Source organism: Mycobacterium sp. D16R24 (assembly GCF_002013385.1).
Lineage (GTDB): Bacteria > Actinomycetota > Actinomycetes > Mycobacteriales > Mycobacteriaceae > Mycobacterium.
Map to the genome: position 1 here is coordinate 139,307 of NZ_MAEV01000013.1, position 12,548 is coordinate 151,854.

At 65.1% G+C, this 12,548-nt stretch carries 6 protein-coding genes and 1 pseudogene; 3 read left to right on the top strand and 4 right to left on the bottom strand.

The genetic code is table 11. The features are described from left to right. Positions 1-43 precede the first annotated feature (43 nt). The 3 genes from B4383_RS12080 to B4383_RS12090 all read left to right on the top strand — a co-directional run bounded on the left by B4383_RS12080 (position 44) and on the right by B4383_RS12090 (position 5,778). Entirely contained in the window at positions 44-1,339 is a 1,296-nt protein-coding gene (locus tag B4383_RS12080) for an MFS transporter (RefSeq protein WP_078292740.1), read from the top strand. 93 nt (positions 1,340-1,432) lie between these two features. Further along, positions 1,433-4,030: an ABC transporter ATP-binding protein/permease gene (locus tag B4383_RS12085; protein ID WP_078292716.1), complete on the top strand. Its 2,598-nt coding sequence runs from the start codon at positions 1,433-1,435 to the stop codon at positions 4,028-4,030. Beyond that, the gene (locus tag B4383_RS12090) at positions 4,030-5,778 is read left to right on the top strand and encodes an ABC transporter ATP-binding protein (protein WP_078292717.1); all 1,749 of its coding nucleotides are present in this window, start codon (positions 4,030-4,032) and stop codon (positions 5,776-5,778) included. Before B4383_RS12085 ends, B4383_RS12090 begins: the two co-directional genes overlap by 1 nt. Here B4383_RS12090 and B4383_RS12095 read toward each other — a convergent pair. The 4 genes and pseudogenes from B4383_RS12095 to B4383_RS12110 all read right to left on the bottom strand — a co-directional run bounded on the left by B4383_RS12095 (position 5,775) and on the right by B4383_RS12110 (position 12,489). Further along, positions 5,775-6,534 (bottom strand): annotated as a pseudogene (locus B4383_RS12095) (class I SAM-dependent methyltransferase). The gene B4383_RS12090 and the pseudogene B4383_RS12095 sit on opposite strands and share 4 nt — an antisense overlap. Before the next feature lie 96 nt (positions 6,535-6,630). After that, on the bottom strand, positions 6,631-6,846 hold the full coding sequence (locus tag B4383_RS12100; protein WP_078292718.1) for an MbtH family protein: 216 nt from the start codon (positions 6,844-6,846) through the stop codon (positions 6,631-6,633). Further along, complete coding sequence (gene mbtG / locus B4383_RS12105; protein WP_078292742.1) at positions 6,827-8,116, bottom strand: NADPH-dependent L-lysine N(6)-monooxygenase MbtG; 1,290 nt, start codon at positions 8,114-8,116, stop codon at positions 6,827-6,829. Before mbtG ends, B4383_RS12100 begins: the two co-directional genes overlap by 20 nt. Then, positions 8,113-12,489, bottom strand: a complete 4,377-nt coding sequence (locus B4383_RS12110) for a non-ribosomal peptide synthetase (RefSeq protein WP_078292741.1) — start codon at positions 12,487-12,489, stop codon at positions 8,113-8,115. Before B4383_RS12110 ends, mbtG begins: the two co-directional genes overlap by 4 nt. Between the last annotated feature and the right edge of the window lie 59 nt (positions 12,490-12,548).

Genomic DNA, 12,548 nt, shown 5'->3' on the forward strand with positions numbered 1-12,548 from the left:
AGAGGGCCGGCGAATCCTGCACCGCGCCATCGCGGCATCGGCGATGGGCAACGCCACGGAATGGTATGACTACGGCGTCTATGCCGCCACGACGGTCTTCCTGACGCAGGCCTTCTTCCCCACCTTGGGCACCGCGTTCACGATGCTGGGATACGCAATCTCGTTCCTGCTGCGTCCCCTCGGCGGGATGATCTGGGGACCACTGGGTGACAGGTTGGGCCGCAAGAGCGTCATGGCCATCACGATCGTGCTGATGGCATTGTCCACCACGCTCATTGGGATGTTGCCGACCTGGGCGACCATCGGAGCGGCCGCGCCGGCGTTGTTGATTCTGCTGCGTGTGGTGCAAGGCTTCTCCACCGGCGGCGAATACGGCGGTGCGGCAACGTTCATGGCCGAGTTCGCACCCGATAAAAAGCGCGGCAAGTACGGTTCCTTTCTCGAGTTCGGCACCTTGGGCGGCTTTGCAACCGGCGCCGCTTTCGTCCTGATCCTCGATGCCACCCTGAGCAACGAAGCGATGCACTCCTGGGGTTGGCGTATTCCGTTCCTCGTCGCACTGCCGATGGGCCTTATCGGCTGGTATCTACGCAGCCGCCTCGACGACCCGCCCTTGTTCAAAGCGATGCAGGAACAGGAGCCGGAGGGCCAGGAGACTGCATTCGAACGGCTCACAGATCTGGTGCGTGACTACAAGCGACCCATGATCGTGATGATGCTGCTGGTGATCGCGCTGAACATCACCAACTACACCCTGCTCAGCTATCAGCCCACCTACCTGAAGACCCGGCTCGGGATGACCGAGACGCAGGGCCAGATCGTCATCCTCGTCGGCGAGGTCGCCATGATGGCATTCCTGCCCTTCTGCGGCGCACTGTCGGATCGCGTTGGGCGCAAACCCATGTGGGCATTCTCATTGACCGGACTACTGCTGTTCTCGCTGCCCATGTTCTGGCTCATGGGCCAGGGATTCGGTTGGGCAATAGTGGGTTTCGCAACTCTCGGATTGCTGTACATACCGCAGCTGTCCACCATCACCGCGACCTTCCCATGCATGTTTCCCACTCAGGTGCGCTATGCGGGATTCGCGATCTCCTACAACTTGTCCACCGCCGCGTTCGGCGGCACCGCGCCTCTGGTGAACGACCTCATGGTGGGCAGGACCGGATGGGATCTGTTCCCCGCCGCGTATCTCATGCTGGCCTGTGTCGTCGGATTGTGCGCCCTACCGTTCCTCATCGAGACGGCCGGGGCCTCGATCGCCGGAACGGATATCCCCTGTGCAGATCCCGACGAGGCCGGAACAGCCCCGCCGGACGACGCCGCCATTCGTGCCTGACCCCGTCAGCACCACTTAGGTTAGGATGGGCTAAGTAATGGCCCGGATGTGTCTGCCGGAGCCACGTCGAGCACAAACAAAGGTCACATCAGCATGGGTAGAGGCTTCCAGGGTGCGGTGCTGCGCGGACTCGGGGCGCGCGATCACCTAGCCACTGTGGTTGGCACCGCACAGGTCGCGCCACATTGCGTGCGCATCACCATGTCGGCGCCGACGCTCTTCGACGACCTCTTGCACGCCCCCACCGAGTGGCTCCGATTCTGGTTCCCCGACCCGACAGGCAACACCACCGAGCATCAGCGGGCGTACACGATCGTGTCGACGGACGCCGATGCTGGCGAGTTCGCGATCGACGTCGTGATCCACGAGCCAGCCGGTCCCGCCTGCCAGTGGGCAACAGCGGCGCAACCCGGTATGACGATTCCGGTGGTGTCCTTCGGTTCCTCACGTTTCGAGATCCCCGAGGACCTCCCGGCCGGATTCCTCCTCATCGGCGACACCGCGTCCATCCCGGCGATCAACTCGATCCTGGCCGCCTTGCCCGCGGACGTGGACGTCGAGGTGTACCTGGAACGTCACGACCCCAACGATGAGCTCATTCCTCTGCGGGATCATCCCCGGCGACAGCTGCATTGGGTGGACCGGGCGGACGAGACCTCGCTGGCCGCTGCCATCGAGATTCGCGATTGGTCCAACTGGTACGCGTGGGCCGGTCCCGAGGCAGGCTCGCTCAAGCATCTCCGCAAGCGCCTCAAGGAGCCGTTCGGGTTCCCAAAGGCCGATGTGCACGCCGCGGCGTATTGGACCTTCGGTCGCGCGATGGGAAGCCGCCGCGGAGACACCGACACACATCAGGCACCGGTAGCGAAACCCGCCGCACCGGATCTTTCCGCAGCCAAACCCGCCGCCGACAAGCCGGCAACCCCCGCGGTACCCGTAGTCCCCCAAGGCCGATGGCGCTCGCAGGCTGCCGGGGAACTGCTGGCACCGGTCAAGAAGCAGATGATCGCGAGCGGTGTGCTACAGGCGATCATCACCATGATCGAGCTGGCACCCTTCGTGGTTCTCGTGGAGCTGACGCGGTTGCTACTCTCCGGGGCCGACGAATCCCGCTTGTGGCACACCGGAATGATCTTCCTGACGCTGCTGGTATTGGGTGCCGGCCTGGGCGCTGCCCTGACCCTCTGGCTGCATGTCGTCGACATACGGTTCAGCGCCAGTATTCGGCGACGGCTCCTGGCGAAACTATCCCGGGTTCCGTTGGGGTGGTTCACGCAGCGTGGATCCGGATCGGTCAAGAAGCTCATCCAGGACGACACCCTGTCGTTGCACTACTTGATCACCCATGCGATCCCCGATGCCGTGGCCGCCGTCGTCGGCCCGGTCGCGGTGCTCATCTACCTCTTTGTCGTCGACTGGCGCTTGGCACTCGTGCTTCTGATCCCCATCCTGGTCCACATCGTCACGACGGCGACCATGATGTTCCAGAGCGGCCCGAAGATCATCGAGGCCTCTCGCTGGAGCGAACGGATGAGCGGAGAGTCAGCCGCTTATCTTGAAGGCCAGCCGGTTATCCGAATTTTCGGTGGCGCGGCGGCGTCCTCATTCAAGCGCAAGCTGGACGGGTACCTCTCCTTCCTCAATGAATGGCAGCGGCCCTTCATCGGGAAGAAGACCTTCATGGATCTGGCGACCCGGCCGACGACCTTCCTCTGGCTCATCGCAGCGGCCGGCACCTTGTTCGTCGTTGCCGGGACCATGGAGCCCACCACCCTGCTGCCATTCCTGATGCTCGGCACCACCTTTGGCACCCGCCTGCTGGGAATCGCGTACGGTCTCGGCGGTATTCGCGGCGGCGTAGAGGCCGCACGGCACATCGCGGTTGCCCTCAGCGAGACCGAACTGACTGAGCAGTCCTCCGAGGGCCGTTCCGGGGAGACCTCCGTGTCCTTCGATGCGGCGACCTTCGGGTATCGGCCGGGAGCGCCCGTCATCCACGGCGTCACCCTGACTCTGCGGCCCGGAACCGTGACGGCCCTCGTCGGTCCGTCCGGGTCCGGAAAGTCGACGCTCGCATCCCTGTTGGCGCGGTTCCACGACGTCGATAACGGCGCCATCCGCATCAACGGCACAGACATCCGTGCCCTCTCGGCCGATGAGCTGTACACCAAAGTCGGGTTCGTTTTCCAGGATGTGCAGCTGGTGGCGGGCACTGTCCGCGAGAACATCGCACTTGCCCGGCCCGAGGCCACCGACACCGAGATTGTGGCGGCGGCCCGCGATGCACAGGTCCACGAGCGAATCCTGCGTCTCCCCAACGGGTATGACACGGTCCTGGATACCAACGCTCAGCTGTCCGGGGGCGAGAAGCAACGACTGACCATTGCCCGCGCCCTCCTGGCTGACACCCCCATCCTGATCCTGGACGAGGCCACCGCATTCGCCGATCCCGAATCGGAGTACTTGGTGCAGCAGGCACTCGGCAGGCTGGTTCACAATCGGACCGTGCTGGTCATCGCACACCGATTGCACACCATCGCCGATGCCGACCAGATCGTGGTCTTGGACCAGGGCCACATCGTAGAAACCGGCACCCACACCCAGCTGCTGGCCGCCGAGGGCCGGTACCGAAGGCTCTGGGAGGGCCGCCTTCAAGAGCCGTCGACGGTACTCGCCGGGGAGAACATCTGATGCTTTCCAACCTGATTCGACTGATTCCGCCCGGGCATCGCGGCCCGCTCTACGCCTATGCCGTGCTGTCGGTGCTGTCTGTCGCCCTGCGCGCGGCGGGCTGTCTGCTGTTGGTGCCGCTGCTCGGTGCCCTGTTCGGGACTACCCCTTCCACCGCGCTGCCATGGCTCGGCGTGCTGACCGCGGTCACCGTGGCGGGATGGATCGTCGACACCGTGCAGGCCCGCATCGGCTACCGCATCGGATTCGCCCTGCTGAACGATTCGCAGCACCGCGTGGCCGATCGGCTCACCCATATCCCGCTGGGATGGTTCACCGCGGATCGCACCGCGATGGCGCGCCAAGCGATATCGTCCGGAGGCCCGGACCTCGTCGGGTTCATCGCAAACCTCCTCACGCCATTGGTGGGCGCGGTGTTACTGCCGGCAGCCATCACCATCGGGCTGTTCTTCATCTCCTGGAAACTGGGTGTCGCGGCCGCCATCACCCTGCCGCTGCTGCTCGGTGCGTTGCTGGCCAGTATCCACATCGTACGAGCCGCCGATGAAGCGGATGCCAAGGCGCACAGCGCGCTTACCGAACGGATCCTGGAGTTCGCACGCACCCAGGCCGCACTGCGGGCGAGCCGTCGCGTCAGTCCTGCCTGCAGCCAGGTCGGCGAAGCAGTGGCCGTCGCGCGCGGTGCAACCATGCGGCTCTTGCTGTTCCAGATCCCGGGCCAGCTGCTGTTCACAATCGTCAGCCAGATCGCCCTGATCCTGTTGGCAGGCACCGCCACGGCGCTGGCGCTACGCGGTGAGATCGGGGCCCCCGAGGCGGTCGCGCTCATGGTGGTCGTGGTGCGCTTCCTGGAACCGTTCACCGCGCTGGCGGGCCTGGCCGGTGCGGTCGAAAACTCACGCGGCGTGTTCGAACGCCTCCACACGATCATCACCACCGAGGCCGCCGACCAGCCCGGGGATGCCGTCGCATCCGCCGATACCCCGGCACCACGTGTCGAATTCCGCGGGGTCGACTTCCGATATGACGGCGCTCGGGAACACGTACTCAAGGGCGTTGACTTCACGCTGGAACCGGGAACCACGACTGCGATCGTTGGACCATCCGGATCCGGGAAGAGCACAATACTCTCGCTTATCGCCGGACTGCAGCAGCCAGAGAGCGGCCAAATCCTGGTCGACGGAACCGATGTCGCGACATTGGACACCGCCGCCCGCCGGGCTCTGGTGAGCATGGTGTTCCAGCATCCCTATCTGTTCGACGGGCCGATCCGCGACAATGTTCTCGTCGGACATCCCACGGCCGGAGACGAGGAGGCGCGCCGGGCCATGGCACTGGCTCGGGTCGACGAGATCATCGAGCGCCTGCCCGACGCCGAGCAGTCTCGTGTCGGCGAGGCCGGCACGGCATTGTCCGGAGGGGAACGCCAACGGGTCAGCATTGCCCGCGCGCTCGTGAAACCCGCCCCGGTCCTGCTCATCGACGAAGCCACCAGTGCCCTGGACACCGAGAATGAAACCGCGGTCACCGAGGCCATCGGGAATGATCCGCGTCTTCGCACCCGGGTGATGATCGCCCACCGGCTCAGTGCCATCCGCAATGCTGATCATGTGCTGTTCATCGACGAGGGCCGCATCGTGGAGCAGGGCTCGATCGCTGAACTCAGCGCTCTGGGAGGACGTTTCGCAGAGTTCTGGCGCCAGCAGGAGTCCACCTCAGGGTGGCGGATCGCCGCGGCCGCCAACTAGGTGGTGGCCACCAGAAACTCCTCGGCAGACAACCCGGCGCCGGGCACATAGCGGTCCATCAGTTCGCGCCCGGACACGTACGACGCGTCGGCGAAACCGCAGTCGCGTGCCAGGGCGAGTAGCTGGTCCGGCGAAAAGAAGCTCACCCACGGCGTGCCGGATTCGGCCGCCTTGGTCATGATCATCTGCCTGATCGGGCGCTCCCCCGCTTCGAGCAGCTCCAACGGCAGCAGGAGCGTCATGGCCAATGCCGAACCCGGTGCCACTGAGGCACATTGGCGCAGAGTCCCGACAATGGCATCGCGACTCAGATACATGCTGACGCCCGTAGATGCCACCACCGCAGGTTTGTCGAGGTGAGCAATTGATCTCGCCAGGACCCGCCCGTCTCGAAGTCGACCGGAACCAGCCGCAGCCAGTCGGGAATCTCGAATCCCAGCTCCGTCAGCCGATTTCGTCTCCACGCTTGAGTGTCGGGCTGGTCCACCTCGAAAGCGGTTAGCCGCTCCCCCGCTTCGGGATGGCGCTGCACGAAGGTGTCCAGCCCGGCCCCAGGATGACGTATTGCGCTATACCCTCTGCCGCCCGCTGCTCGACGAGATCCTCGACGAAACGAGCCCGCGCCACCATGCCCAATCGGGACGCCGTGGAACCCCGCGGATCCATGTCGGGGCGCCCGCGCCAATCCTCGGGCGGTGCCACCAGGTGCAGGCCGATGCGATCGGTCAGCACATGCGGCGGCGAATCCAGTTCCACATGCAAGGCCCGCCAGAGTGCGGTGCGCACGGCGTTCTGATCGGGTTGGCCGGTGCTGAAGCTGTCGGGGCTACCAGATCTTCCTACCAGCTGCTGCTAACCGCCCGCCATCGCGTCGCGCAGGCTCTTCGGGCGCATATCGGTCCAATGGGCCTCGACGTATTCCACACAGTCCGCACGCGAGGCCTCGCCAAAGGCCACACGCCACTGCGCCGGGACCTCGATGGCCGTCGGCCACAGACTGTGCTGCTCCTCGTCGTTGACCAGTACGTAGAAGGCGCCACTCTCGTCATCAAATGGGTTGGTACTCAATTGTTTTCCTTTCGCGACGCGCCGACTCGATGCTGCTGTGCCCACCGAGCACTCGATCGGACAGCAATCCGAGACAGCTGAGATTGGGGAACCCCGGGCCCTGGGTCAGACCCGAGAGCGTCGGAAGGATGAGCTTGGGAGTCAGGCCGTTGACCGAGAGGTCGTGGCCGAGAGATTCTTGCAACACGTTTCCGTCCACGGGGGCACCCAGCTTGAGCTCCATGAGATCGAGGGCACTCTGGTCGAACAGCGGTAAGAACCACAGCGCGTCGGCGCCCGCGCCGTCGATGACCAGATCGAAGCCATGAACGGTTTCGGAAGGCTCACCCGCACGGTCGCTGCGCAGCGTCAACCTGATCCGATCGTCCAGGGCGACGGCATGGGCGACACGACCGCGCAGATGGCGGATACGGTCGTCGGCCAGCAGCGACTCCTGGACACGGGCCGAAAACACCCCGCGATCGGTACGGTTCAACGCGTCGCGCCGTTCCTCCATGGTGTGGTGCAGCCACCCGGTCGGATCGCTGAACAGGGCATTCTCGAAATACCCTTCGCCACGGGTAAACAGGGTGACCCCGGGAGAGATGACGGTGATCGTCGAAACTCGATGGCCGAAAAGCTCGTTGAGCACTGAGGCGGCTGTCTCGCCCCCACCGATCACGGCGACCCGTTCGGCGGTGAGACGTGTTGATCCGGCACAGCGACGCCAGAATTCGGCGATCGACAGAACATTCGGATGCTCGGGTAGTACCGAACGTTCCGGCTGTCCGGGCCCCGTCACCATGACTGCGTCCGCGGCGATGGAACAGTCGTTGGTACCCACCACCCATCTGTCGTCATCGATGGACAGACCGGTTACCTCGCCCTGAACCACCTTCATGTCGACCGTGTTGGCCACCCACGTCAGGTAGTCAGCCCAACGCTTGTGCGTCGGTGCGGGCTTATCGCGGTCAACCCACTCGGCGAACTGGCCGGTGGCGATGAGATAGGACTGCCAGCTCAGACGCATCATCCGGGCATCGATCTCGGCGTTGCGGCCCGGGACCACGGCGGACCGGTAGGGGAAGCCCACGTCTTTTTCGGGGCTCGTACCCAGCCGGTGCTGTCCATCCGTCCAGCCGCCACACGCCTGCCAGTTCGCACCGACCTGCTGACGTTCGATCGCCACCACATCGGGTACGTCGACACCGCATTCACGCAACACGGCCGCCTTCGCGGCAACCGCCACCGCCTTGGCGCCCGCGCCTATCACTGCCAATGTGGACGTCACCATAGCTCCTTCGCCAGAATCCCCAGCTGTTCGTGCCAAATCGATTGCAGCTCCGCAACCTCCGAGCGATCAAGCACCTCAGGGATGGCCCGCCACAGCGTTCCGATGGACGGCCCCTCGGTGGTCTCCATGATCAGCACCGCGATGGTGAGCTCGTGGCGCACCGCCGAATTTGGTTCGGGCACAGGTGAACCCGATACCGAAAGCAATCCGTCGCGACGCAGCAGGTCACCCTCGAATCCGCGATCGTGTCCGAGGTAGCTCAACAGGATCTGCGGATCGCGATATTGCCGCAGCACCGCGCTGGTATCGGCACGCAGGTATCGCAGCAGCCCGTAGTCGATGGTCCGCCCCGGCATCGCGCTGTGCTGCCGCGCAACCCGCTCCACCAGACCGCGTGGCCCGATTCCCAGAGGATCGGTGCCACCAACGCGCAGCGGATACGCCGTACCGAGCAGACCCACGGTTTCGGCAGTCGTGTCGCCTCGTCCGGGCACCTGTACCGCCAGCAGTGTCTCGACCGCGGCTTGTCCGCGGCGGCGGCGCCACTGGGCCACGGTGCGTGCCACTGCAGCCACCAGCAGTTGCTCCATCGGGATTCCCGAGTTCAGCAGTACCGTGCTGACATCGGCCGGCGCGGACTCGACAGTAACTGCCAGCTCGGCTTCCCTATCGAATTCCGGATCTACGCGGCGCGAGCCAACTTCGGGATCCTCACCGTCGAGCTGGGCGATCCAGAACGGCAGGCTGCCCACGTCCCGAGCTTCGGCGGCCAACGAGTTGGCCCAACGGCGGTAGCCGCCGCCGGCCTGGGTCTCGGGCGGCCCGGCGCCTGCTACCAGCGACTGCCACCGAGATTCCAGCTCCTGCATGATGACTCGCCAGGAGGTGGGGTCGGCGGCGAGATGATGCACCGCGAGGATGAGAACTCCGGGACCGCCTTCGGGGTGCAGCCACACCGCCGAAAGCATCCAGCCCTGTACGGGATCGAGTCGATCTACCGCACGGCCAATCTCGGCGCCGGCCGCGTCAGCCGGATCCTCCGTGAAGATCTCGACCAAACGGAGGGGCTGCCGGGTGCGCGGAACCAGCTCCAGGCGCTCGCGGTCGAGCCGGCTGCGCAGCACCTCGTGCTCCCCGACCACGGCACCGAGAAGCTCCTCCAGCGCGGATCGGGTAATGCCCTCGGGCAACCAGAAGACGTGGGTTTCGGCGAGCCTGCGCGGGTTTCCATGCTCATACAGACAGCGACCGCCGGGAAGCAACGGAATCGGTTCCCCTTCGCGGTCCTCGTCATCCGCGACGATGCCGCTACGGCGCTGATCGACCAACTGGGCCAGACCGGCGACAGTGCCCCGCTCCAAGATCTCGCGGATGTCGATCCCGACTCCGCACTCGGCCAGGATAGCCGCCGAGAGCTTGCTCGCCAGCAGCGAATGGCCGCCAAGGTCGACGAATGAGTCGTCCGCTCCCACGCTCGCGATGCCGAGCAGCCGCGCGAAGAGCGCGGCTACCTGTCGCTGAGTTGCGGTGTCCGGCTCGCGGCGCGCGGTCACGGAGCCGATCTCCGGCGCCGGCAGGGCATCCTTGTTGATCTTGCCGTGCGGGGTGATGGGCATCTCGTCGAGCACGACATACGCCGCGGGAATCATGAAGTCGGGCAAGGCGGCTGAGATCCTGGCGCGGATTCGGTCGATGTGGACCACATGACCGCCCACCGGCGTCAGGTAGGCAACGAGACGCTTGCCGACGTGCGGCTGCTCATCAACCACCACGAGCGCCTGACCAACACTCGGGTCTACCTCGATGGCCGAGGCAATCTCGCCGAGTTCGATGCGGAACCCACGGATCTTCACCTGTTCGTCGGCACGGCCCACGAACTCGATGTCTCCGTTCGCGTTGCGCCGCGCAAGGTCGCCGGACCGGTACATCCGCTGCCCGGGAACGAAGGGGTCGGCGATGAAGCGCTGCGCGGTAAGGCCGGCGGCCCGATGATATCCACGCGCCACATGCGTTCCGCCAATGTAGATCTCGCCGATGACTCCCACCGGTACCGGTCGCAGCGCCTGGTCCAGAATGTGAATCTGTGTGTTGATCTTCGGAGTACCGATCGGCACGGTCCGCGTCCCCTGGATTCCGCGAACCTTGTACCGCGAGGCATTGATAACGGTCTCAGTGGGGCCGTAGAAATTGTGCAGCGACGCATCGAAGGTGGCGTGGAACTTGTCTGCGACCGGCCCCGGCAACGCCTCGCCGCCCACCGGCACCCGGCGTAGCGACTTCCACTGCGTAACTCCGGGCAGCGACAGGACTAGACCGAGCAACGAGGGCACCATATGCATCGAGGTCACTGCCTCGTTGTTCAACAGTTCTGTCAGGTACGCGACGTCACCGAGTCCGCCGGGACGCGGAATAACCAGCCGGCCACCACAACTGAGGATGCCGAAAATCTCGCCCACCGATACGTCGAAGCTCGGCGAGGCCACCTGCAGTACCCGATCGGATCCACTCACCCGATACTCGGCACGGAACCAGTTGAAGTACTCGGTCAGCGGACGATGTGTGACCGTCACACCCTTGGGCAGGCCCGTCGAGCCTGATGTGTAGATGAGATAGGCAGCATTGTCGGCGGTCAGCGACCGTACCCGATCTGCATCGACCGGCTCACGGGCGTCGAACTGCCCGATACCCGTCACCGGCTCTCTGATGACCAGCCTCGGCTGCGCATCGGTGAGAATGTGCGCGATGCGATCGGCGGGATACGCGGGGTCGACAGGCAGATACACAGCACCGGCCTTGGTGATCGCGAGCGCGGTGATGATCAGCTCCGGCGACTTGTCCAGGAGCACCGCGACACGATCTTCGGTACCAATCCCCTGTCCGATGATCCAGTGCGCCAGCTGATTTGCCAGCTCATTGGTTTCCCGGTAGGAGTAGTGTCGACCCTCGTAGACGAGCGCGGTGGCATCCGGCTGTGCGGCCGCACGGGCGGCCACTAGCTCGCCGAGGGTAGTCGGCTCCGCCTCGAACCGTTCCCCGGACGACACCTCCCACAGCCACTGGGCTTCCCGGCCATCCATGAGATCCAGGCTGCCCAGCGTGCGGTCCGGATCGGCGAGCGCGGAGTCGAGCAGGTTGGCGAAATGGCGAAGTAGCTGCGCGGCCAAGCGCGCGTCCAGCACATCGACCAGATACTCGGCCACGACGTCGGCACCAACGGGGGCGGTCTCGACCCTCAGGCCGAGTGGCACGTACGCCACCTGGCCTTCCCACGGGGCACGTTCACAGTGGATTTCGGGCGGACAGAACCGGGAAGCAGAGTCGGCGCCCATCGCGAAACCTACGCGCGGGATCACGCGGTCAAGGCTCACTCGCTGATGCGCAAACCCGTTGAGGGTGGTCAGACGGGCGTGCTCCAGAAGGTCGCGGAAGCTCTCATCACTGCGCGGTCGCATCCGCAGGGCGATGGTGTGCCCAAAGTGTCCGATGCCGCCCTGCGCATCAGCGTCGCGGGTGGGCACGGGCGCGGCCACCAAGAAGTCCTCGGCATGCGTATACCGATGCAGCAGTGCCGAATACGTGGCCAACAACACCACATACGGTGTGGTGTTGGCCTCGTGAGCCAGTTGCTCGACACGACCCATGGTCGACGCGGAAAGGCGCGCGGTAGCGCGTGCGGCCTTCCAGTCGGTCGTCACGACCGAACCGTTGGATCCCGGAAGCTCCAGCGGTTCAGGAGGATTGGCCAGCTCCTCGTGCCAGTAATCGAGATCGGCACCATCCGCCCCATCCAGTGGTGGCCGGCCCGGCAGCGGCGCCGTGATCGCGCCACGCACATAGGCGGTGGTCAGGTCGGCAAGGAATACCGACCACGAGTCGTCGTCCCACGCGATGCGGTGCGCGACGACGAGCACGATGTGTTCGGCTGCGCCGGTGCGGATGACCGTGAAACGCAGCGGCGATTCCACGGTGAGGTCGAAAGGGGCTCCGAATTCGCGCTGTGCCAGTACGCCCACCCGGAGCTGTTGCGCGGTGCCCGCCAGCTCGGACACGTCGTGCTCGACCCATCGGGCAGGCAGGTCACCGTGCAACACGGCGACCGGATCACCGTCGGTACCGGCGCGAAACGTCGTGCGCAAAATCTCGTGGCGGGCCACCACCGCGGTCACCGCGGCGCGCAGCCTCTCGATGTCCACCTCACCGCTGAGCCGATACGACCGGCACAGATTCATCAGCGCGGGCGTCACCCCATGGGCGAACCAGATGCGGTGCTGCCCCGCGGACAGCGGTGGCGCGGCATCAGGATCGAGGCATACCGACGCCCTTTCGCTGGTGACGCCCACCTCGACGTCACCCTCGCTCACGGTGCGCAACTCGATCTCACCTCGCGTTTTCACTCTTAGTACAGGCTGCCCTAACTGTGAGGAGGCTA

Excerpts from the sequence above, each read along its gene's own strand:
- B4383_RS12085 (WP_078292716.1), top strand. The coding sequence starts at position 1,433 with ATGGGTAGAGGCTTCCAGGGTGCGGTGCTGCGCGGACTCGGGGCGCGC.
- B4383_RS12080 (WP_078292740.1), top strand. The coding sequence starts at position 44 with ATGGGCAACGCCACGGAATGGTATGACTACGGCGTCTATGCCGCCACG.
- B4383_RS12090 (WP_078292717.1), top strand. The coding sequence starts at position 4,030 with ATGCTTTCCAACCTGATTCGACTGATTCCGCCCGGGCATCGCGGCCCG.